Raw genomic sequence first — 21,078 nt, 5'->3', positions numbered from 1 at the left:
CAAGCGAATGCGATAGGGCTAGAGCCCCGCCTCCGCGTACCCCTTTTTCGCCTTTTCCTGTGCTGTTGACGCCCCGGCCGGGCTGTCCGGCGCAGCGATTCCGCCTGCCTCTCACAGGAGCTCGCCATGTCTGTCTCCGTCATTGCCGCCGACCAGTCCGTTTGCGCCCCGCTGCCCGTTCTGGGGCGGGATGTCACCGTCCCGCTGGTCACCGGCGGCGAGGTCACCTACGCCGCGCTCGACTACGCCGCCAGCGCCCCGGCCCTGCAGCGGGTGTGGGACGACGTGGCCGCGTATGCCCCGTACTACGGCAGCGTGCACCGAGGCGCCGGATACCTGTCCCAGCTGTCCACCGATCTCTTCGAGAACGCCCGCAGGACCGTCACGGAGTTCCTGGACTGCCGGGAGGGCGACCAGGTCGTCTTCACCCGGTCGACCACCGACTCGCTCAATCTGCTGGCCGCCACCCTTCCGGCCGACTGCCAGGTCTTCGTCTTCGAGACCGAGCACCACGCCTCGCTGCTGCCGTGGAAGGACGCGCGGGTGACGTACCTCGACGCGCCCCGCACCCCGAGGCAGGCCGTGACCACCCTGGAGCGTGCCCTCGCCGACCGTGACCCCTACGGTCCGGCCCTCGTCTGTGTGACCGGCGCCTCGAACGTCACCGGCGAGCTGTGGCCCGTGCGTGAGCTCGCCGCCGCGGCGCACGCGCACGGCGCCCGGATCGTCCTCGACGCCGCCCAGCTCGCTCCGCACCACCGCGTGTCGGTACGGGACCTCGACGTCGACTGGGTCGCCTTCTCCGGGCACAAGCTGTACGCGCCGTTCGGCTCCGGCGTCCTCGCGGGCCGCTCCGACTGGCTGCGTGAGGCCGAGCCGTACCTCGCCGGTGGCGGCGCCAGCCGCAAGGTCACGCGGCGTACGGACGGCGGGGTGGACGTGGAGTGGCACGAGAGCGCGGCCCGGCACGAGGCCGGCTCACCGAACGTCATCGGCGCGTACTCGATCGCGTCCGCCTGCAAGGCGCTCACCGAGGCGGGTTTCGACACGCTTGTCGCCCGTGAGCAGCAGCTCATCGCGGCCGTCCGCGCGGGGCTCGCCGAGGTTCCCGAGGTGCGTGTCCTGTCCCTCTTCGGTGACGACGCCCCACGGGTCGGCGTCATCTCCTTCGTCGTCGAGGGCTGGAACAGCTCGCACTTCGCGGCGGCACTCTCCGCGGAGTACGGCATCGGGGTGCGCGACGGACTCTTCTGCGCCCATCCGCTGGTGCGCACGCTCCTCGGCAGCGACCCGGGGACCCAGGGGGAGTGCGGCGCGCCCGAGGCCGCGCCGGGGGAGAAGTCCCTCAACGCGATCCGTGTCAGCTTCGGGGCGGGTACGCCGGACGAGCACGTGGAGCGATTCGTACGGGCCGTGGGGGAGTTGGTCCGGGACGGTGCGAAGTGGAACTACCGCACGGAGGACGGGCGTTGCGTGCCCGCCGTTTGAGGTGACTGCGGGTGGCTGGGGGCTTGGGTGGTGAGTTCGCCCCCGCCGCCCCTACCCGTCCCATCCGTACCTGGGGGCTCCGCCCCCAGACCCCCGTTCGGCCTGAACGGCCTCGTCCTCAAACGCCGGACGGGCTGGAAGTGGTCAGGGGCGCGGGGCTGTGACATTGTGCGGCTCCGCCGCGTGGGCGCGCCCAGCCCCCACTGCCCCGCAGCAAAAGAACCACCGCCGGGGGTCCGGGGGCGGAGCCCCCGGGGACGGGACGGGTAGGGGCGGCGGGGGCGAGGAACCTAACCGTCCAGCCCGATCGCGAACGCCGCCTCCAGGTCGTGCTGGGAGTACGTACGGAACGCGACATGCGTGTCCGTCGCCTCGACGCCGGGAATCTTGCTGATCTTGCCGGGGATGACATCGGCGAGATCGTCGTGAGCCTTCACCCGGACCATGGCGATCAGATCGTAGGTACCGGTGACGGAGAAGACCTCGCTGACACTGTCCAGCGCGGCGATCGACTCGGCGATCTCGGGGATCCGGTCCACGCTGGTCTTGATGAGCACGATCGCGGTGATCACGGCTGGTTTTCTCCCTCGGGGGCCGCGGCTGGGGTTTTCACTCTAGTCGCACGCCCATAGCGCACCCACGCGTAGCCGAAGCCCAGGGAGAAGCCCACCAGGTGGGCCAGGTACGCCACCCCCGGGCCCTGGGCGGCCTGGCCCGCCGCCAGCCACTGCAGGGTCACCCAGAAGGGCAGTACGACCCAGGCGGGGAAGCGCAGCGGCAGGAAGAAGAGGAACGGGAAGAGACTGGTCACCCGGGCCCGGGGGAACAGGTACAGGAACGCGCCGAGGACCGCGGAGATCGCCCCCGAGGCGCCGACCAGGCTCTGCTCGGAGTCGGAATGGGCGATCGCGTAGCCCAGCAGGGCGAGGTAGCCGCAGCCCACGTAGAAGAGGGCGAACTCGAAGTGGCCCATGCGTTCCTCGGCCATCGCTCCGAAGACGTAGAAGAAGAGCATGTTCCCCAGGAGGTGGAGCCAGCTGCCGTGGATGAACAGGGCCGTCGCGGGAGTGAGCGCGGCGTTCGGGATTCCGCTGAGGAGTTCGGCGGGCACCACGCCCCAGCGCCGGAAGTAGGTTCGCTGGGCGACCAGCAGTTCGTCCCCCGTGCCGTACGTCGTATTGAATCCCGACGCAGGGCCGATCAGGAAGATCAGGCAGCACACGACGATCAGCCCGTACGTCACCGGCGCGGACTGACCCCGCGCCGCCCTGCCGACCGTCCTGCTCCACTTGCTGATCATGCAACAGAGCATGACGTAACAGGACCTAAGCGCACAGAGTGCCTCGCCGCCATGGACGGCCGAGCGTCGAGTACCCGCCAGGCCGTAGGGTTACGAGCCACACGCACCAGGGAGACTGGCGCTGGACGGACACTAGAAGGAAAGCGACTGCCACATGACGGTTCCCCTGCCGACCGCCGAGACTCGCTGGCGCTGCACGCTCTGCGGCAACCTCACGCGATTCGACGTGACCCGCTCCTCCAAGGTCGTCGAGTATGTGCACCTCGACCTGGCTGGTGAGCCGAGCGTCGAGGAGCGCAAGGTGGTCAGTGAGACCATCGAGTCGGTGCGTTGCCGCTGGTGCAACGCGGTGGATCAGGTGGAACTGGTGGACAGGCCGGGCGCCGGCTCCTGAGGGAGCGGGCCCCGCACAGACATTGGGGTGACGGATGGCGGAGACCACAGGCGGGGAGCCGGACGACGGCGCCGCTGAGGTGCTCGACCGTCCGCTGCCCGACGGCGTGCGACGTCGTGTCGTACAGATCGTGTCGGACGGGTTCGGTGGGTTGACCGTCTCCGAACTGCCTGCCCCTTTGCGGCAGTACGCCCGGTTCACCCCGAGTCGGCGGGCCAAGTTCGCCGGCAATGCCATGGCCACGGCGCTGGAGAGCGAACCGCTGTTCAGGCAGCGCATCGCCGAGAAGCTGAGAGAGGCCCAGCCGGAGCTCGTCGGCGCTCTCGACTCGGGTGCGCCGCCCCCTGCCGCGGATCCGCTGGACGTGGCGGCCGCGGCCTATGTGCTGCGCCCCACGGGCTGGGTGAAGCTGGTCACCGCGGCGGGCGAGGAGGCCCTGCGCGCGGACGCGGAGCGCGCCGACGAGGAGAGCCGCGCCGAGCTGGAGCGGCTGCGCGCGGAGCTCGCGGCGGCGCGGGGGCAGACCAAGGCCGAAACCGAGCGGCTGCGTACGGAGCTTGAGTCGGCGCGCAAGGAAGCCGAATCGCTTCACCGCAAGCTGCGCGGCGCGCTCAGCGACGTCAAGCGGGGCGAGGCGGCCGTACGCAAGCTGCAGGGCGAGATGGACACCGTACGGGCGGAGGGGCAGGCCCAGGTGTCCACCGCCGAGAGTGAGACCCGGCGGCTCAAGGCGCGGCTCGCCGAGGCCGAGGCGGCCCTGGAGGCCACCCGCAAGGCGGCGCGAGAGGGGCGCAGCGTCGAGGACATGCGGGTACGGCTGCTGCTCGACACCGTGCTGGACGCCGCCCAGGGGCTGCGGCGTGAACTCGCCCTGCCGCCCGTGTCGGTGCGGCCCGCGGAGACCGTGGATGCGGTCGAACCGGGACGGATGACACCGAAGGACATCGCCGCCCGCGCGCTGTCCGAAAACGATCCCGCGATCCTCGACCAGTTGCTCGCGCTGCCGCAGGCCCATCTGGTCGTCGACGGGTACAACGTCACCAAGACCGGTTATCCGCAGATGCCGCTGGAGAAGCAGCGGCTGAGGCTGCTCGGGCAGCTCTCGCAGCTCGCCGCGCAGACCGGCGCCGAGGTCACCTGTGTCTTCGACGGGGCCGAGCTGGCCGCGCCGGTGCTGCTCGCGCCGCCGCGCGGGGTGCGGGTGCTGTTCTCCAAACCGGGCGTCACGGCGGACGAGTTGATCCGTCAGCTGGTGCGTGCCGAGCCGCCGGGGCGGCCGGTCATCGTCGTCTCCACCGACCGCGAGGTGGCCGACGGGATCGCCAAGGCGGGTGCCCGGCCGGTGGCTTCGGCGGTGCTTCTCAAGCGCTTTTCACGGGGCTAGTCCAGCGCTTTTGGCGGGGCTGGTCCAGCGCTTCTCGCGCGGTCGGCGGCAGGGTCGGCGATCTGTCACCTACGCCTCATAGGCAACGTAAGTCCCATGCGCAACATCCGGGCGTGATGCCCGAATTCGCGAGATCTTCACGCAACGTAGCGTCAATCTCGTATCACTGCATGTGAGTTGTGTGTAAAGAATGCACTGCGTGACAAACATTTTTGTGGTTTGGATTTGAACTGATCACAGGAAGGTCACTAGGGTCTGGGCTCGAACCTCCACTCGGGTGATCGCTCATTGGGAGTGACGGTGGAGGGGCACCGCCCGTCGGCGTATCGGCAGGCGGCTGAAGGAAGAAGGAGCTCGCCTTCGTGGCGTCCCACCGTCGACCCAAGCAGCCGAGCCGCACGCGTGTGACCGTGCTCACCACCGCCGCAGCCGCAGCTGTTGCCCTCAGCGCCAACGCTGCCAACGCCGCGCCCAGCGAGAAGCCGAGCAAGGACGAGGTCAAGTCCAAGGTCGACAAGCTCTACGAGGACGCCGAGAAGGCGACCGAGAAGCTCAACGGCGCCGAGGAGAAGCAGGACAAGCTCGAGAAGCAGATCGCCGATCTGCAGGACAACGTGGCCCGCGGCCAGGACGAGCTCAACGCCCTGCGCGACGGCCTCGGTTCGATGGCCAGCGCCCAGTACCGCACCGGCGGCATCGACCCCTCCGTGGCGCTCTTCCTCTCCTCCGACCCGGACAACTACCTCGACCAGGCGTCCGCGATGGACCAGCTGAGCAGTCAGCAGGTCGAGGCGCTGAAGAAGGTCCAGGAGAAGCAGCGTTCGCTCGCCCAGCAGCGCCAGGAAGCCTCCGAGAAGCTCGAGGACCTCGCCGACACCCGCACCGAGCTGGCCAAGCAGAAGAAGGCGGTCCAGGGCAAGCTCGCCTCCGCGCAGAAGCTCCTCAACTCCCTGACGGCCGCGGAGAAGGCGGCCCTCGACGCGGAGCAGGACCGCGCCAGTCGCGACAGCCAGCGCAGCGCCCTCAGCGGCTCCACCAAGGCCGCCTCCGGCCGGGCCTCGTCCGCCTACGCCGCCGCGCAGAGCGTGATCGGCTCCCCGTACGTCTACGGCGCCTCCGGCCCCAGCTCCTTCGACTGCTCGGGCCTCACCTCCTGGGCCTACGCCCAGGCCGGCATGGCCATCCCCCGCACCTCGCAGGCGCAGGCCAACGCCGGTACGCGCATCTACAGCCAGAGCGAACTGCAGGTCGGCGACCTGGTCATCTTCTACGGCGACCTGCACCACGTCGGCTTCTACGCGGGCAACGGCCAGGTGCTGCACGCCCCGCGCACCGGCACGGTCGTGCGCTACGAGTCGATCAACAACATGCCGTTCCAGTTCGGCGTCCGCATCTGACGCGCACCTCGTCAGGGGGACCCTTCGCCCTCGTCGGAGGCACCCCTGCCGCGCCGCCCAAACGGGCGAATTGCAGCAACTCCCGCTGACCCCGCGCCCCGCCCATGACCTGCGTCATAGGCGGGGTGTCACTTTGTGTGCCCGCGAAGGCCTTTGGTCGCTACGTAGTCGCACGGCTACTGTCTGCCGCGTTTCCCCCAACTCCGGGGGATCGTCAGCGGAAGGGAGAGCGGCTACTCGTGGGGTCCCATCGCCGCCGTGCACCGTCCGGGTTCGACCGGGGCGTCAGCGCCGCGGGAATCGCCGGCGTCGCCGGCACCGTACTGTCCGTCGCGGCCGCCGCCTTCGGGGCCGTACCGGCCGCCCCGGCACCGCAGGACGACACCCGGGCCGAGGTGGACCGCCTGTACACGCAGGCGGAGAAGGCCACCGAGGCGTACAACAAGGCCGACGAGCGCGCCGACTCGCTGCGCGGAGAGGTGAGCAGGGCGCGGGACCGGATCGCCCGGCAGCAGGAGCGCATCAACACCATGCGGGACGCGATGGGTTCGCTCGCCGGGGCCCAGTACCGGTCGGGCGGCCTCGACCCCTCCCTCGCGCTGATCTTTGCCGACGACCCAGGCGACTACCTCGACAAGGCCGCCGCGCTCGACCGGATCACCGCCCACCAGGCCGACGAGCTCAAGAAACTCCAGTTCGCCATGCGTGACCTCGCCCAGGAGCGAGAGGAGGCGACCGCCAAGCTCGCCGAGCTGGAGAAGAGCACCAAGGCCGTCGCCCGGCACAAGCGCACCGTCGAGCAGAAACTGGCCAGGGCGCGGCAGTTGCTCAACGCGCTGCCGGACGCCGAGCGCGCCGCCTACGACCGTGCCTCCCGCTCCGGCCGCCTGGACATCCCCGGCCTCGGCAGCGGCGCGCCCGCCTCGGGACGTGCGGCGGCCGCCGCCGCCGCGGCCCGCTCCGCGCTCGGCCGCCCGTACGTGTGGGGCGGGAGCGGGCCGACCGGCTTCGACTGTTCGGGCCTCACGCAGTGGTCGTACGCGCAGGCCGGGGTCGGTCTGCCGCGCACCTCGCAGGGGCAGCGCAGCGCTGGACGGCAGGTCCCGCTCTCCCAGGCGCAGCCCGGCGACCTGGTCACCTACCGGTCCGACGCGAGTCACGTCGCGATGTACATGGGCAACGGCCAGGTGATCCACGCGCCCTATCCGGGCGCACCCGTGCGCTACGACCCGGTGGGCATGATGCCGGTCGCGTCGGTCACCAGAGTCTGAAGGTCAGTCCGAGGGCCCCCTCCCCGTACGATCGGGAACGTGGCTGGTCGAAGGCGTGCGTGGGGTTCCCTGGTGCTGCTGCTCCCCGTGCTGCTCGCCGTGCTGGTCGGCTGCGGCGGGCAGCCGGAGTCGGACCGTGCCGCCGCCGAGGTGCAGCGGGTGCTGGACCGGCGGGCGGCGGCGGTCCTCGACCGGGACGAGTCGGCGTACCGGGCCACCGGGGAACCGTCGGGCCGGGCCGAGGAGTTCACGCGGCTGCGCGCCGTCCCGCTCGCGGCCTGGTCGTACCGCCTGACGGACCTGCACCACTCCGGCGACCGGGCCACCGCCGACGCCGAGCTGCGCTACCGCATCGAGGGCTACGACAAGGCACCCGTCACGGCCGCCCGCACCCTGCGCCTGAGCCGCAGCGGCGGGACCTGGCACGTCACTTCCGACGAACCCGCCAAGAAGACCGGCGAGCAGTTGTGGGAGCAGGGGGCGGTCAAGGTCGTACGGGGCGAGCACAGCCTCGTCCTGGGGGTCGGGCAGTCGGGCGAGCGGCTGCGCGCGTACGCGGGTCTCGCGGACCGTGCCGTGCCCGCCGTGTCCAAGGCGTGGGGCGCGGACTGGTCGGGCCACGTCGTCGTGCTCGTACCGCAGTCGCTGGAGGGCATGGCGGAGCTGCTCGGGGCTCCCGCGTCCGGGTACCGGGGGATCGCGGCGGTCACCACCGGCGAGGCGGCAGGCTCGGCGAAGGCGCCCGCGGACCGGATCATCGTCAACCCCGAGGCGTACGGCATCCTCGGCGACTTCGGCAAACAGGTCGTGCTCACCCACGAGACGACGCATGTCGCCACCCGCACCCACACCAACCCCGCCACCCCGTTGTGGCTGTCCGAGGGCTACGCGGACTGGGTCGGCTATCGCGGCAGCGGGCGTACGGCCGCACAGGTGGCGTCGGAGCTGGTGGGCGCCGTGCGGGACGGGCGGGTGCCGGCCGCGCTGCCGGACGACGAGGACTTCGGGTTCACCGGGGACGCGGGGCGGCTGGCGCAGGCGTACGAGAGCGGCTGGATGGCGTGCCGGATGATCGCCGACCGCTGGGGCGAGGCCCGGCTGAACGACTTCTACCGCGCCGTCGGCGACCACGAGAAGCGGGCCGGGGCCGTCGAGGGCGCGTTGCGGGACGTGCTGCACACGACGCCGGAGGAGTTCACCGAGCAGTGGCGGGCGTATCTGAGGGATCAGCTCGAGAGCTGATCGAGCCGGGCGATCGCCTCGGGGCCGCTCGCGTACGCCCGGTCGGGATGTGCCCGGCCCGTGCCCGCCGTCAGGTGGAGGTCAGTGTCTCGTTGCTGCGGGTGGTCTGAGTGGGCAGGGTCGGGGCCGGGTTCGACACCGTGCCCCGCCACAGTTCCAGGGCGCCGAGCAGCGCGGCGATCACCAGCAGGCCATTGCGTGCGAAGAGCAGGGTGATGCCCAGCCAGTCGCTGGCCACGACGTGCGAGAACCAGAGCGGGAACTCCAGCACGGTCGCGAGGCACGCGGCCAGCACCAGGCCGACGGGCAGGGTCATCCGGCTGCCGCGGAAGCACAGACAGACGGCGCCGATCCCGACCAGCCACACCATGTACTGCGGGCTGATGACCCTGCTGGTGGCCGTGAACATCAGCACCGCCACGAACGCGGCGTCGGCGAGCGTGTGCGACCGCGGCCGCTTGGCGCACACCCGCCACAGCAGCAGCCAGCCGAAGGCGACCGCGGTGAGGGTCAGGGCCGCCGCGCTCACCACTTCCACGGACGGGCCGAGGAATTCCACCGAGCCGTAGTTGAGCAGCACCTGCCCGTCCCAGCCGAGGTGCCGGGCCACATGGAAGACGAGGGAGCCCAGCGACTCCACCTCGGTGCCGCGGTCGCGCTGAAAGGTCAGGAAGGAGAAGGCGCCGGGCATCGCCACCGCGAACAGCAGCGCGAGCCCACCGGCGGTGGCCGCCGCCGCGGTCCACGCACGGCGCTGCACGGCCCCCACGAGCAGCAGCACCGGCCACACCTTCAGCAGCGCCCCGAAGCCCGCCAGCGCCCCCATCGCGCGCGGATGGCGGGTCCCCGCGAAGAGGGCGGCGACCGCCACGGCCGTCACCATCACGTCGTAGCGGGCGTAGACGGTCGGTCCGAGCAGCGGGACCCCGATCACCCACACCCAGGCGCCGCGCCGAGTCCTGCCGGGGCGCAGGCCGGCGTACTGGAGCAGCGAGAACACCAGCAGGTCGGCGAGGAAGGCCAGCACGAAGAAGGCCGACGCGTAGTCGAGGAAGGGCAGCAGCGCGGGGGAGAGGATGGGGAGCGCGGCGGCCGGCGGGTACTGCCAGGTGACGTCGTCGAGCGGGAAGGTGCCGGTGCGCAGGATCTCGTACCAGCCCTGGTAGATCACGGAGACGTCGCTCGTGACGTCCGGGCCGGGGAAGACGTACACCTTGAAGACGAAGAGCAGCAGCATCAGCCTGGTCAGGCCCCAGGTTCCGAGCAGCGTGTACGGGAACCTCTCCCCCCTTGTGCCCGTCATGCCCACCTGGCCCATTTCATCCGGTTCTTGTGCGGTTTATTTGACTTTATTTCGCTGAGACATGATGACGCGCCGGACTGTGCGGGAGCCATGAAGCGCGGCCGGGCGCTGCTGTGGGCACCGGGCGGGTGCCGGTTCGGCCGTTTCGGTAGTGTCGAACACGATGCACAAGACCCTGATCGTGACCAACGACTTCCCGCCCCGGCCCGGCGGCATCCAGGCGTTCCTGCACAACATGGCGCTGCGCCTGGACCCCGAGCAGCTCGTCGTCTACGCCTCCACCTGGAAGCGCGGCCCCGAGGGCACCGAGGCGACGGCGGCCTTCGACGCCGAACAGCCCTTCACCGTCGTACGGGACCGTACGACGATGCTGCTGCCGACGCCCGGCGCCACCCGGCGCGCGGTCGGGCTGCTGCGCGAACACGGCTGTACGTCGGTGTGGTTCGGGGCCGCGGCCCCGCTCGGCCTGATGGCGCCCGCGCTGCGCAGGGCGGGCGCGCGGCGGATCGTGGCCACCACGCACGGGCACGAGGCGGGGTGGGCGCAGTTGCCCGCCGCGCGCGGGCTGCTGCGTCGTATCGGCGAGTCCACGGACACGATCACGTATCTCGGCGAGTACACCCGCTCGCGGATCGCCGGCGCGCTGACTCCGCAGGCGGCCTCGCGCATGGTCCAGCTGCCGCCGGGCGTCGACGAGAAGACCTTCCACCCCGGCTCGGGCGGCGAGGTGGTCCGCGCCCGGCTCGGCCTGACAGACCGCCCGGTGGTGGTCTGCGTCTCCCGCCTGGTCCCGCGCAAGGGCCAGGACACCCTCATCCGTGCCATGCCGCGCATCCTCGCCAAGGAGCCCGACGCGGTGCTGCTGATCGTCGGCGGCGGGCCGTACGAGAGGGAGCTGCGCAAGCTGGCGTACGACACCGGGGTCGCCGACGCGGTCCGCTTCACCGGGGCGGTGCCCTGGTCGGAGCTGCCGGCCCACTACGGCGCGGGTGACGTCTTCGCCATGCCCTGCCGGACCCGCCGGGGCGGCCTCGACGTCGAAGGTCTCGGCATCGTCTACCTCGAGGCGTCAGCGACCGGTCTGCCGGTCGTCGCCGGCGACTCGGGCGGCGCGCCGGACGCCGTCCTCGACGGCGAAACGGGCTGGGTGGTCCGGGGCGGCTCCGCCGAGGACACCGCCGACCGCGTCATCACTCTCCTCGGCGACTCCGAGCTGCGTCGCAGGATGGGTGAGCGGGGGCGCGAGTGGGTCGAGGAGAAGTGGCGCTGGGACCTCCTGGCAGAGCGACTGAAAGAGCTGCTGTAGGTGCGCGCGGGGGTAGGGAGTGGGCAGCCGCGGGCTGTAGGTGGCTGCCTGTACGTCACCGACGGCTCGCTCGTGCCCGGGTCGATCGGCGTGAATCCGTTCGTGACGATCACCACGCTCGCGGAACGCACCATGGCGCGGGTCCTCGTCGAGGACACCGCGCCATGAAGGCGTTTTTAGCGGGACCCTAGCCCTGGTAGATCGCCTCGATCTCGTTCGCGTAGTCCTTCGCCACCACATTGCGCTTGAGCTTCAGGGACGGCGTGAGGTGGCCCGTCTCCTCGGTGAACTGGGAGGACAGAATGCGGAACTTCCGTACTGATTCCGCCTTCGACACCGCGGCGTTGCCATCGTCGACAGCGTCCTGGATCGCGCGCAGCAGATCCGGGTCGTCGCGCAGCGACGCCGCGGTGGAGCCCGCCGGCTTGCCGTGCTCCGCGGACCAACGGCCCAGGAACTCCTCGTCCACGGTGACCAGCGCACCGACGAACGGCCGCCCGTCACCGACCACCATGCACTCCGCGACCAGCGCGTGCGCGCGGATGCGGTCCTCGATCACGGCCGGGGCGACGTTCTTGCCGCCCGCGGTGACGATGATCTCCTTCTTGCGGCCGGTGATGCGGAGGTAGCCGTCCTCGTCGAGGGTGCCGATGTCACCCGTGTGGAACCAGCCGTCGGCCAGCGCCTCGGCCGTCGCGGCCTCGTTGTTCCAGTACTCCTTGAACAGGTGCTCGCCGTGCAGCAGCACCTCACCGTCGTCGGCGATGCGGACCACCGAGCCGGGCAGCGGCTGGCCGACCGTGCCGATCTTCTGCCGGTCCCAGGGGTTGAACGCGGTGGCGGCGCAGGACTCGGTCAGGCCGTAGCCCTCCAGGACCGTGAAGCCGATGCCGCGGAAGAAGTGGCCCAGCCGCTCGCCGAGCGGGGCGCCGCCGGAGATGGCGTACTCGCCGCGGCCACCGAGCACCGCGCGCAGCTTGCTGTAGACGAGCTTGTCGAACGTCTTGTATTTGATCTTCAGGCCGAGGGACGGGCCCGAGGGCGTGTCCAGGGCGCGGCTGTACGCAATTGCCGTGTCCGCCGCCTTGTCGAAGATCTTGCCCTTGCCGTCGGCCTGCGCCTTGGCGCGCGCCGAGTTGTAGACCTTCTCGAAGACACGCGGCACACCGAGGATCAGCGTCGGCCGGAAAGCGGCCAGCTCGTCGGTGAGGTTCTTGATGTCCGGTACGGTGCCCAGCTTGATCGGCGCCATCATCGGCGCGACCTGCACCAGACGCCCGAAGACGTGCGCGAGCGGAAGGAAGAGGAGCACCGAACACTCGCCCGTACGGAACAGCGGGCGCAGTCGCTCCACGATGTTGCCGCACTCGGCGAAGAAGCTGCGGTGGGTGAGGACGCACCCCTTCGGGCGGCCCGTCGTGCCGCTCGTGTAGACGATGGTCGCCGGGTCGTCGGCCTTGGCGAGCGAGCTGCGCTCCTCGACGGCGGCGTCGCTGACGTCCCTGCCGAGCCGTCCCAGCTCCTCCACCCCACCGGCCTCGATCTGCCAGACGTGCTTGAGGGCGGGCAGCCGGTCGCGCACCGACTCGACGCAGGCCGCGTGCGTGTCCAGCTCGACGATGCAAGCGGTCGCGCCCGAGTCGCCGAGTATCCACTGCACCTGCTCGGCCGAGCTGGTCTCGTACACCGGCACGGTGACCGCGCCCGCGCTCCAGATCGCGAAGTCGAGCAGCGTCCACTCGTAGCGGGTACGGGACATCAGGCCGACCCGGTCACCGGGCTGCACGCCCGAGGCGATCAGACCCTTGGCCGCGGCCCGCACCTCGGCGAGGAAGACGGTGGCGGTGACGTCCGTCCACGTGCCGCCCACCTTGCGAGCGATGACGGCGACGTCGGGATGCTGCGCGGCGTTTCTACGGACGATGTCGGTCAGATTTCCGTCCGCAGGGACCTCGTACAAAGCCGGAAGGCTGAACTCGCGCAAGACTGCTGCTCCTCATAGGGCGCCGGCGCCACGACGGTGTGTGATGCGACGGTGCGGTCCAAGGCTTGGGCAGTACTCAGAGAGATCATTGTTGAAATCCTGAGTACGACTGGACTGCCCGGACGTTACCCACCGGTACGCCTATTTCGATAGGGGGTGCCAGTGAGATGTTCCCTGCGTCACACAGGTTGGCGTTCCTTTGCGCACAGTAGTCCACGCTCTTCTTGACTTGCCAGTAACCGCAGGTCCGCCCGCCTCTATTCACGTTTGCCGCACACGCCTACGCTTGATCGACATGGCACCTACACGAGGCGGAAACCGTGGCACGCGCGTTCATGTGGTCAGTGACGTGCATGGCAACGCGCGTGACCTGGCCCGGGCCGGGGACGGTGCGGATGCCCTGATCTGCCTCGGTGACCTCGTGCTCTTTCTCGACTACGCCGACCACTCGCGCGGCATCTTCCCCGACCTGTTCGGCGTCGCGAACGCGGACCGCATCGTCGAGCTGCGCACCGCCCGCCGCTTCGCGGAGGCGAGGGAGTTCGGGGCGCGGCTGTGGGCCGGGGTCGGCATGGATCATGCCGTGGCCATCGAGCAGGCGGTACGCAAGCAGTATGCCGAACTGTTCGCCGTGTTCCCGACGCCGACGTATGCGACATACGGCAATGTCGACATACCGCCTCTGTGGCCGGAGTACGCCGGACCCGGCACCACGGTCCTCGACGGCGAGCGGGTCGAGATCGGCGGCCGGGTCTTCGGCTTCGTCGGGGGAGGCCTGCGGACCCCCATGGGCACGCCGTACGAGATCGACGACGAGGAGTACGCGGCGAAGATCGAGGCGGTCGGCGAGGTCGACGTGCTCTGCACGCACATCCCGCCGGAGGTGCCCGAGCTGGTGTACGACACGGTGGCGCGCCGCTTCGAGCGCGGGTCCCGCGCCCTGCTGGACGCGATCCGCCGTACCCGCCCCCGCTACTCCCTCTTCGGGCACGTCCACCAGCCGCTAGCCCGGCGGATGCGGATCGGCGCGACCGAGTGCGTCAACGTCGGACACTTCGCGGGCAGCGGCACGCCGTGGGTCCTGGAATGGTGAACCCCAGGTGGGGTGGCAAGGGTGGGACAGGCGCGCGGTAGCCTTCACGCTGCACACACGTGCGCACCACCCTCCCTCACCGGACCGCATCTGGAGGAGCCACCGCGATGGCGGAACACACCAGCTCGAGCATCACGATCGAGGCGGCACCGGCTGACGTCATGGCGGTCATCGCCGACTTCGCCCGCTACCCGGACTGGACCGGAGAGGTGAAGGAGGCGGAGGTCCTCGTCACGGACGAGCGGGGCCGCGCCGAGCGGGTGCGCCTCGTCATGGACGCCGGCGCCATCAAGGACGACCAGACCCTGGGCTACACCTGGACCGGCGACCACGAGGTTTCCTGGACCCTGGTCAAGTCCCAGATGCTGCGCGCCCTCGACGGCTCGTACCTCCTGAAGTCGGCGGGCAACGGCGCCACCGAGGTCACCTACCAGCTGACCGTCGACGTCAAGATCCCCATGCTGGGCATGATCAAGCGCAAGGCGGAGAAGGTCATCATCGACCGGGCGCTGGCGGGCTTGAAGAAGCGGGTGGAAGAAACCCACTAGGGCGGCTTCCAGCCCGTCCGGCCTTTGCGGACGCGGCCGTTCGGGCCGACAGGGGGTCTGCGGGCGCAGCCCTCAGCGATGGGAAGGGCAAGGGCGGCGGGGGCGTTCAACGCAGGTAGCGTTCACCCCCATGCGCACCATCCTGATCACCGGTCCCGGCGGCGCCGGCCGTACCACGGTCGCAGCCGCCACCGCGCTGAAGGCCGCCCGCCAGGGCACCCGCACCCTGGTGCTCACCGCCGACCGCACCGACACCCTCGGTGCCGTCCTCGGCGTACGCACCGGCGCGGAGCCCATCGAAGCCGCACCGGACCTGACCGCCTGGCGCCCCGACGCCGCGGCCCGCTTCCGCGACGACCTCACCGCCTTCCAGGAACGCGCGACCACCGCCCTCGACCTGCTCGGCGCCTCCCGCCTGGACGCCGAGGAACTCACCCCCCTCCCCGGCGCCGAGGAGCTCGCCCTGCTGCGTGCCCTGCGCGACGCGGCGACCTCCGACGCGTACGACCTGCTGGTCGTGGACCTTCCCCCGACCCCGCAGGCGCTCGCCCTCCTCGCCCTTCCCGAGGAACTCCGCCGCTATCTGCGCCGACTGCTCCCGCCGGAGCGCCAGGCGGCCCGCGCCTTGCGTCCCGTCCTCGGCCGCCTCGCGGGCGTCCCGATGCCCGCCGAGTGGCTGTACGAGACGGCCGCCCGCTGGGACCTCGAGCTGGCCGCCGTGGCGGCGGTCGTCGAGGACCGCGCCACGACCGTACGGCTGGTCGCCGAACCCGGCCCGGCCGGCACCGACGCCGTGCGCGCCGCCACCACCGCCCTCGCCCTGCGCGGCCTGCGCGCCGACGCCCTGGTCGCGAGCCGCGTCCTGCCCGACGTCACGAGCGACACCTGGCTCGCCGCCCTCGCCGCCCAGCAGCGCAAGAGCCTGGACGAGTGGCAGGAGACGTACGCCGTCCACGAGGTCCCGCACCTCGGCCGCGACCCGCGCGGCACCGACGACCTCCTCGCGCTTCCCGTGCCCGGCGTCAACCCGATGCCCACCCCGGTCGAGTGGCCTGTCGTCGACCACCTCGCCGACGAAGGGGTGCTCGTCTGGCACATCCCGCTGCCCGGCGCGATACGCGAGGACCTGGACCTGATCCGGCGCGGCGACGAACTGGTCCTCACCGTGGGGCAGTTCCGCCGGATCGTGCCGCTGCCGTCCGCCCTGCGCCGCTGCACCGTGGCCGGCGCGGCGCTGCGCGAGGGCGAGCTGAGGGTCCGTTTCACGCCGGACCCGGGCCTGTGGCCGCGCGCGAAGTGACCCGGTCGCCCTTGACGGCCCCATTTGTGGCCGAGTACACGGTGAAGCGCATACCCCCGTTCGGGTAACGTCGGAGGGAAGAACCGTAGGCAGGAGTCCGCCATGAGCGAAGAGCGCCCGACGTCCGACGCCGCTCCGCAGGAGGCGGTCGACGAAGCGCGTGCGACCGACGCCGATGCCTGGGCCAAGGCGTGTGCCGAAGACCTCGCGGCGGAGCAGGCCCGCCGCCGCGCCCAGTACGGACCGCCGCCGGGCTCGGCCACCGAGGAACTGCGCAAGCTCGTCGACGCCGTCGCCGACAAGCTGTCCGGGCTCCAGTCGCCGCTGTTCGGCGCGGTCGCCTCGGGCACGGCCCAGCAGATGGTCAGCCAGGTCGTGCGGCAGGCCAAGGCGGCCGTCGAGCCGGTCATAGAGCGCAACCCGGATGTTTTCGACCACCTCGCGGCCGCGGGTTCCGAGCTGCTCGCCGCCTACCGCTCGGCCGTCGAGGCACAGGAGCGGCGCTGGACGACCCAGGACCCGGGCCCTCGCGACGAGGGCACCGGTCCGGGGGAGCGGATTGATTTGGACTAAAGGCCCCTCGGGTACGGTTGGCCGTAGCGGGGCTCGACCGAAACTGAGGGATTCATGGGACTCACCATCGGCGTCGATATCGGCGGCACGAAGATCGCGGCCGGTGTGGTCGACGAGGAAGGCAACATCCTCTCGACCCACAAGGTGCCGACCCCGACCACTCCGCAGGCCATCGTCGACGCCATCGCCGCCGCTGTGGAGGGCGCGCGCGCGGGTCACGACATCGTCGGCGTGGGCATCGGTGCCGCGGGATACGTGAACCGCCAGCGCTCGACGGTCTACTTCGCGCCGAACATCGACTGGCGCCAGGAGCCGCTGAAGGCCGAGGTCGAGGGGCGCGTGGGGCTGCCGGTCGTCGTCGAGAACGACGCGAACGCGGCGGCGTGGGGCGAGTACAAGTTCGGCGCGGGCAAGGGCCACCGCAACGTCATCTGCATCACCCTGGGCACGGGCCTCGGCGGCGGCATCATCATCGGCAACAAGCTGCGCCGCGGGCACTTCGGCGTGGCCGCCGAGTTCGGCCACATCCGGATGGTGCCGGACGGCCTGCTGTGCGGCTGCGGCTCGCAGGGCTGCTGGGAGCAGTACGCTTCCGGGCGCGCCCTCGTCCGCTACGCCAAGCAGCGGGCCAACGCGACCCCCGAGAACGCCGACATACTGCTCGCGCTGGGCGACGGCACGCCCGACGGCATCGAGGGCAAGCACATCTCGGTGGCCGCGCGGCAGGGCGACCCGGTGGCGGTGGACTCCTACCGCGAGCTGGCTCGCTGGGCCGGCGCGGGCCTCGCCGACCTGGCCTCGCTCTTCGACCCGTCCGCCTTCATCGTCGGCGGCGGTCTCTCGGACGAGGGCGAGCTGGTCCTCGACCCCATCCGCAAGTCGTACAAACGCTGGCTCGTCGGCGGCAACTGGCGGCCCGTGGCCGATGTCATCGCCGCCCAGCTCGGCAACAAGGCGGGCCTGGTCGGCGCGGCGGACCTGGCCCGGGAGCCCGACCCGATCATGTGACCCCCACGTCCTGCCACACACCAGCGCCCGCCGCACCCTTTTCCGGGGACCGGCGGGCGTTGCGTACAGCGCCCCGACAGGGGCGCGGGGCTGTGTCATATGCGGCTCCGCCGCGTGGGCGCGACCAGCCACAACGAACCCGCACCCGACGAACCATCCGCAGAATTCCGGCGCCCACAACGAACCGCTCCCGTATCTTGATCGCCATGCCGACCAGCCCCTCCGCCAGTCCGCTGCCCAGCTCCCGCACCGAACCCGACGGCTCCGCCGTCATCCGGGTGCTCAGCTACAACATCCGCTCGATGCGCGACGACACCGACGCACTCGCCCGGGTGATCGGCGCCTGCGCCCCCGACCTGGTCCTCGTCCAGGAGGCCCCCCGGTTCTTCCGTTGGCGCAAGAAGCTGGCCCGGCTGGCCGCCGCGTCCGGGCAGGTGGTCCTGTCGGGCGGCGCGACAGCCTCCGGCCCGGCCCTGCTCTGCTCCCTGCGGGCCACCGTCGAACACACCGAGGATGTTCTCCTGCCCCTCACCCCCGGCCTGCACCGCCGCGGCTTCTCCACGGCCGTCGTGCGCTTCGGAGGCGCCCGCCTCGGCGTCCTGAGCTGCCACCTCTCGCTCCAGAAGGACGAGCGTGACGAGCAGGGCGGGCTGCTCCTCGACCGCCTCGCCGCCCTCGGCACCCCGCACGCCGTCGTCGGCGGCGACCTCAACGAACGCCCCGGCGGCCGGACCTTCAAGCGCCTCGCCGCCGAGCTCCAGGACTGCTGGGCCACCGCTCCCTGGGGCGGGGAGCACACCTCGACGCCCGCCGACCCCCACCAGCGCATCGACGCGATCTTCGCCACGCGGGGCATCGAGGTCCTGGGCTGCGGGGTGCCTTGCCCACTCTCGGCTCCGCCCGAGCGCGGGGACCTCCATGGCCAGGCCGGGGTGACGGAGGCAGAGTTGAGGGCTGCGTCGGATCACTTGCCCGTGCTGGCGGCACTGCGCGTACCTGCGGCCTGAGCCCGGTCCGCCGGACCCGCTCAGGGCCGCTGCCGCGTCCGCCCTGACGCCGAGGGCCCGCCCGGAGTGCTTCCGGGCGGGCCCTCGTACGACGTGGGAAGGGGCCGTCAGACCACCGCGCCCCGCCCCGGATCGTCCCCGTCCTCGTCGTCGGGCCTCATACGTGCCACCAGCGTGACGAAACCGCCGAGGAACCCGCCGATGCCGACGGTGGCGAGCCACCAGGTCATGTCCCAGCCGAGGAGAACGGCCAGCAGGAGCAGGACCGGTCCGCCGATGACGGCGAGCCAGGCGAACTTGGCCGTGGTGTCGGCGGCGGGCAGCGGGGGCGGCTCCGGCGGGACGAAGTGGCCTTCGTCGCTCTCGTCGAGGTCGTCATCGGAGGGCTCGGGTGCCTGATAGTCGCGCGGGCCGCCGACGCCGGGAGCGAAGGCGACGGAGCTGCCCAGGGGCTTCGCCGCAGCGGGCTGGTCCCCGGCCTTGTCACCCGGCTCGGGCTGGTCCGCGCCGTCGGGGGCGTCGTTCGGCGTCGGGTCGAGGAGCGCCAGGTCCTCGACCGACTTGAACGGCTTCGCGCCGGGCGGGTCCGGCGGCTCCTCGCCGTACCCCGCGACGATCGACTGCCACACGGCGTCCTCGTCGAACGGCACACTCTGCTCTTCACCGAGAGGCTCGCCGACGGGTACACCCTTCTCGTCGGGCTCGCCGCGCTCCGCGTCGTGCTCAGCCACCAGTGGCCGTCCCTTCCTGCTGACCCGCCTGACCGACCTGACCCGCGTCGGACTCCTTGCCGACGCCGGGTGCGAGCCGGTCGAGGAACGCGTAGCTCTCCGCGAAGATCCGGTCCGCGTCATGGTCCAACGTCGCCACGTGGTAGCTCTGTTCCAGCAGGATCTCCGTCACGTCCATGGACGACACCCGGCCGAGGACGCGGGCCGAGTCCGCGGGCGGCACCACATGGTCCTGGGGACTGTGCAGCAACAGCATCGGCTGGGTGACCTGGGGCAGCTCGCCGTCGACCATCCGGAAGAAGTTCCGCAGGGAGTGCGCGGAGTGCAGGGGCACCCGGTCGTAGCCCAGCTCCGTGACGCCCTCCTTGGCTATGTCGCTCGCGATGCCGGGCGCCGTGCGCACGACATGGCGGAGCACCGGGAGGGCGTGCGCCGCCGCCCCGTGCACCTTGATCGACGGGTTGACGACGACGATCCCGCTCACCGCGTCCCCGTGCTTCGCGGCGAGCCGCAGGGTCAGCGCGCCGCCCATGGAGAGGCCGAAGACGAACACCTGCGCGCAGCGGTCCCGCAGGGCGCGCAACTCGCGGTCCACCTCCGCGTACCAGTCCTGCCAGCCGGTGAGCTGCATGTCCTCCCAGCGCGTGCCGTGCCCGGGCAGCAGAGGCAGCGCGACGGTCAGACCGCGCTCGGCGAGATACTCCGCCCAGGGGCGCAGTGACTGCGGGGAACCGGTGAAACCGTGGCAGAGGAGGACGCCGACCTCTCCGCCCTCGTGGCGGAACGGCTCGGCTCCAGGCAGGACCGGCACCTTCGGTCTCCTGTTCATCAGGCGGGGTGAAAGGGAAACGGGACACGACCCCGAAGGTTCGAGGCGTACTTCACCGTACGCGACCGCACTGACACCGACCAGGGTCGTCGGGTCCTTTGACACTGCTCCGGGTTAAGGTCTGAGCGACGACACAGGAGGCATTCGGTTGATCTACGGCGCCATGAAGTTTTCCATCGGAGGGCCGCTGAAGCTCGCCTTCAGGCCCTGGGTGGAAGGCCTCGAGAACATACCCGCCGAGGGCCCCGCCATCCTGGCAAGCAATCATCTGTCGTTCTCGGACTCGTTCTTCCTGCCCGCGGTCCTCGACCGCAAGGTGACCTTCATCGCGAAGGCCGAGTACTTCACGACGCCCGGTATCAAGGGCCGGATGACCGCCGCGTTCTTCAAGGGCGTCGGCCAGCTCCCGGTGGACCGCTCCGGCGCGCGAGGTGCGGGCGAGGCGGCCATCAAGAGCGGTATCGACGTCATCGAGCGCGGTGAGCTGTTCGGTATCTATCCGGAGGGCACCCGTTCGCCCGACGGGCGCCTCTACCGCGGCAAGCCGGGTGGCCTCGCGCGCGTGGCGCTCGCCACCGGCGCCCCGGTCATCCCGGTCGCCATGATCGACACCGAGAAGATCCAGCCGCCGGGCAAGGTGATGCCCAAGCTGATGCGCCCGGGCATCCGCATCGGCAAGCCGATCGACTTCAGCCGCTACCACGGCATGGAGCACGACCGCTTCGTGCTGCGCGCGGTCACCGACGAGGTCATGTACGAAATCATGAGGCTCTCCGGCCAGGAGTACGTCGACATCTACGCGACCGCCGCCAAACGGCAGATCGCGGACGAGGCGAAGGCCGAGAAGCAGGCGCTGAGGGAAGCCGCGAAGGCGGCCCACGGGGAACGGTCGAGCTCCTAGACGCGTCCGTCAGGGGTGG

The 21,078-nt window shown here is 71.0% G+C and carries 21 protein-coding genes; 15 read left to right on the top strand and 6 right to left on the bottom strand.

The window, feature by feature from the left end; genetic code table 11:
* Positions 1–126: 126 nt before the first annotated feature.
* Positions 127–1,488: an aminotransferase class V-fold PLP-dependent enzyme gene (locus AB0D57_RS04705; protein WP_362066977.1), complete on the top strand. Its 1,362-nt coding sequence runs from the start codon at positions 127–129 to the stop codon at positions 1,486–1,488.
* A 290-nt stretch (positions 1,489–1,778) separates the two neighbouring features.
* On the opposite strand, the gene AB0D57_RS04700 is transcribed toward AB0D57_RS04705, so the two are convergent.
* Together AB0D57_RS04700 and AB0D57_RS04695 are read right to left on the bottom strand one after the other, a co-directional pair.
* Positions 1,779–2,060, bottom strand: coding sequence for an Lrp/AsnC ligand binding domain-containing protein (locus AB0D57_RS04700; protein ID WP_362066975.1), 282 nt, complete (start codon positions 2,058–2,060; stop codon positions 1,779–1,781).
* Positions 2,057–2,788, bottom strand: coding sequence for a rhomboid family intramembrane serine protease (locus AB0D57_RS04695; protein WP_362066973.1), 732 nt, complete (start codon positions 2,786–2,788; stop codon positions 2,057–2,059). The genes AB0D57_RS04700 and AB0D57_RS04695 overlap by 4 nt, the downstream gene beginning before the upstream one ends.
* Before the next feature lie 154 nt (positions 2,789–2,942).
* On the opposite strand from AB0D57_RS04695, the gene AB0D57_RS04690 reads away from it, so the two are divergent.
* From AB0D57_RS04690 to AB0D57_RS04670, 5 genes are all read left to right on the top strand, one after another.
* The gene (locus AB0D57_RS04690) at positions 2,943–3,182 is read left to right on the top strand and encodes a hypothetical protein (protein WP_362066971.1); all 240 of its coding nucleotides are present in this window, start codon (positions 2,943–2,945) and stop codon (positions 3,180–3,182) included.
* 34 nt (positions 3,183–3,216) lie between these two features.
* The gene (locus tag AB0D57_RS04685; RefSeq protein WP_362066969.1) at positions 3,217–4,566 is read left to right on the top strand and encodes an NYN domain-containing protein; all 1,350 of its coding nucleotides are present in this window, start codon (positions 3,217–3,219) and stop codon (positions 4,564–4,566) included.
* A 362-nt stretch (positions 4,567–4,928) separates the two neighbouring features.
* The gene (locus tag AB0D57_RS04680; protein WP_362066967.1) at positions 4,929–5,963 is read left to right on the top strand and encodes an NlpC/P60 family protein; all 1,035 of its coding nucleotides are present in this window, start codon (positions 4,929–4,931) and stop codon (positions 5,961–5,963) included.
* 239 nt (positions 5,964–6,202) lie between these two features.
* Positions 6,203–7,234, top strand: coding sequence for an NlpC/P60 family protein (locus AB0D57_RS04675; protein ID WP_362066965.1), 1,032 nt, complete (start codon positions 6,203–6,205; stop codon positions 7,232–7,234).
* A 39-nt stretch (positions 7,235–7,273) separates the two neighbouring features.
* Positions 7,274–8,476, top strand: coding sequence for a hypothetical protein (locus AB0D57_RS04670; protein WP_362066963.1), 1,203 nt, complete (start codon positions 7,274–7,276; stop codon positions 8,474–8,476).
* A gap of 70 nt (positions 8,477–8,546) precedes the next feature.
* Here AB0D57_RS04670 and AB0D57_RS04665 read toward each other — a convergent pair whose 3' ends face one another.
* Positions 8,547–9,779: a glycosyltransferase family 87 protein gene (locus AB0D57_RS04665; protein ID WP_362066961.1), complete on the bottom strand. Its 1,233-nt coding sequence runs from the start codon at positions 9,777–9,779 to the stop codon at positions 8,547–8,549.
* A 163-nt stretch (positions 9,780–9,942) separates the two neighbouring features.
* Between AB0D57_RS04665 and AB0D57_RS04660 the strand changes: the two genes are divergently transcribed.
* The gene (locus AB0D57_RS04660) at positions 9,943–11,085 is read left to right on the top strand and encodes a glycosyltransferase family 4 protein (protein WP_362066959.1); all 1,143 of its coding nucleotides are present in this window, start codon (positions 9,943–9,945) and stop codon (positions 11,083–11,085) included.
* On the top strand, positions 11,086–11,253 hold the full coding sequence (locus AB0D57_RS04655) for a hypothetical protein (RefSeq protein ID WP_362067071.1): 168 nt from the start codon (positions 11,086–11,088) through the stop codon (positions 11,251–11,253).
* Positions 11,254–11,272: 19 nt separating this feature from the next.
* On the opposite strand, the gene AB0D57_RS04650 is transcribed toward AB0D57_RS04655, so the two are convergent.
* Positions 11,273–13,069 carry an AMP-binding protein gene (locus tag AB0D57_RS04650; protein WP_362066957.1) on the bottom strand — a complete coding sequence of 599 codons (1,797 nt, stop codon included), beginning with the start codon at positions 13,067–13,069 and terminating at the stop codon, positions 11,273–11,275.
* A 295-nt stretch (positions 13,070–13,364) separates the two neighbouring features.
* Here AB0D57_RS04650 and AB0D57_RS04645 point away from each other — a divergent pair, with 295 nt between their 5' ends.
* The 6 genes from AB0D57_RS04645 (at position 13,365) to AB0D57_RS04620 (ending at position 18,598) form a co-directional block, all read left to right on the top strand.
* Positions 13,365–14,162 carry a metallophosphoesterase gene (locus AB0D57_RS04645; RefSeq protein WP_362066955.1) on the top strand — a complete coding sequence of 266 codons (798 nt, stop codon included), beginning with the start codon at positions 13,365–13,367 and terminating at the stop codon, positions 14,160–14,162.
* Positions 14,163–14,269: 107 nt separating this feature from the next.
* Positions 14,270–14,710: an SRPBCC family protein gene (locus AB0D57_RS04640; protein WP_362066953.1), complete on the top strand. Its 441-nt coding sequence runs from the start codon at positions 14,270–14,272 to the stop codon at positions 14,708–14,710.
* A gap of 130 nt (positions 14,711–14,840) precedes the next feature.
* Complete coding sequence (locus AB0D57_RS04635; RefSeq protein WP_362066950.1) at positions 14,841–16,010, top strand: ArsA-related P-loop ATPase; 1,170 nt, start codon at positions 14,841–14,843, stop codon at positions 16,008–16,010.
* Positions 16,011–16,112: 102 nt separating this feature from the next.
* The gene (locus AB0D57_RS04630; RefSeq protein ID WP_362066948.1) at positions 16,113–16,583 is read left to right on the top strand and encodes a DUF5304 domain-containing protein; all 471 of its coding nucleotides are present in this window, start codon (positions 16,113–16,115) and stop codon (positions 16,581–16,583) included.
* Between the two features lie 54 nt (positions 16,584–16,637).
* Positions 16,638–17,591 carry an ROK family glucokinase gene (locus AB0D57_RS04625; RefSeq protein WP_362066946.1) on the top strand — a complete coding sequence of 318 codons (954 nt, stop codon included), beginning with the start codon at positions 16,638–16,640 and terminating at the stop codon, positions 17,589–17,591.
* A gap of 206 nt (positions 17,592–17,797) precedes the next feature.
* Positions 17,798–18,598 (top strand): endonuclease/exonuclease/phosphatase family protein, encoded by an 801-nt coding sequence (locus AB0D57_RS04620; RefSeq protein ID WP_362066944.1) that lies wholly within the window; start codon positions 17,798–17,800, stop codon positions 18,596–18,598.
* A gap of 107 nt (positions 18,599–18,705) precedes the next feature.
* On the opposite strand, the gene AB0D57_RS04615 is transcribed toward AB0D57_RS04620, so the two are convergent.
* Positions 18,706–19,329 carry a hypothetical protein gene (locus AB0D57_RS04615; RefSeq protein ID WP_362066942.1) on the bottom strand — a complete coding sequence of 208 codons (624 nt, stop codon included), beginning with the start codon at positions 19,327–19,329 and terminating at the stop codon, positions 18,706–18,708.
* Positions 19,322–20,140, bottom strand: coding sequence for an alpha/beta fold hydrolase (locus AB0D57_RS04610; protein ID WP_362066940.1), 819 nt, complete (start codon positions 20,138–20,140; stop codon positions 19,322–19,324). The genes AB0D57_RS04615 and AB0D57_RS04610 overlap by 8 nt, the downstream gene beginning before the upstream one ends.
* Before the next feature lie 166 nt (positions 20,141–20,306).
* On the opposite strand from AB0D57_RS04610, the gene AB0D57_RS04605 reads away from it, so the two are divergent.
* On the top strand, positions 20,307–21,059 hold the full coding sequence (locus AB0D57_RS04605; RefSeq protein WP_362066938.1) for a lysophospholipid acyltransferase family protein: 753 nt from the start codon (positions 20,307–20,309) through the stop codon (positions 21,057–21,059).
* Positions 21,060–21,078 lie beyond the last annotated feature (19 nt).

Source organism: Streptomyces sp. NPDC048275 (genome assembly GCF_040652275.1).
Lineage (GTDB): Bacteria > Actinomycetota > Actinomycetes > Streptomycetales > Streptomycetaceae > Streptomyces.
This window is presented reverse-complemented; position numbering and strand designations above follow the sequence as displayed.

Coding starts and splice junctions, on each gene's coding strand:
- AB0D57_RS04705 (WP_362066977.1), top strand. CDS start 127: ATGTCTGTCTCCGTCATTGCCGCCGACCAGTCCGTTTGCGCCCCGCTG.
- AB0D57_RS04695 (WP_362066973.1), bottom strand. CDS start 2,788: ATGATCAGCAAGTGGAGCAGGACGGTCGGCAGGGCGGCGCGGGGTCAG.
- AB0D57_RS04690 (WP_362066971.1), top strand. CDS start 2,943: ATGACGGTTCCCCTGCCGACCGCCGAGACTCGCTGGCGCTGCACGCTC.
- AB0D57_RS04685 (WP_362066969.1), top strand. CDS start 3,217: ATGGCGGAGACCACAGGCGGGGAGCCGGACGACGGCGCCGCTGAGGTG.
- AB0D57_RS04665 (WP_362066961.1), bottom strand. CDS start 9,779: ATGACGGGCACAAGGGGGGAGAGGTTCCCGTACACGCTGCTCGGAACC.
- AB0D57_RS04660 (WP_362066959.1), top strand. CDS start 9,943: ATGCACAAGACCCTGATCGTGACCAACGACTTCCCGCCCCGGCCCGGC.
- AB0D57_RS04645 (WP_362066955.1), top strand. CDS start 13,365: ATGGCACCTACACGAGGCGGAAACCGTGGCACGCGCGTTCATGTGGTC.
- AB0D57_RS04640 (WP_362066953.1), top strand. CDS start 14,270: ATGGCGGAACACACCAGCTCGAGCATCACGATCGAGGCGGCACCGGCT.
- AB0D57_RS04635 (WP_362066950.1), top strand. CDS start 14,841: ATGCGCACCATCCTGATCACCGGTCCCGGCGGCGCCGGCCGTACCACG.
- AB0D57_RS04630 (WP_362066948.1), top strand. CDS start 16,113: ATGAGCGAAGAGCGCCCGACGTCCGACGCCGCTCCGCAGGAGGCGGTC.
- AB0D57_RS04625 (WP_362066946.1), top strand. CDS start 16,638: ATGGGACTCACCATCGGCGTCGATATCGGCGGCACGAAGATCGCGGCC.
- AB0D57_RS04620 (WP_362066944.1), top strand. CDS start 17,798: ATGCCGACCAGCCCCTCCGCCAGTCCGCTGCCCAGCTCCCGCACCGAA.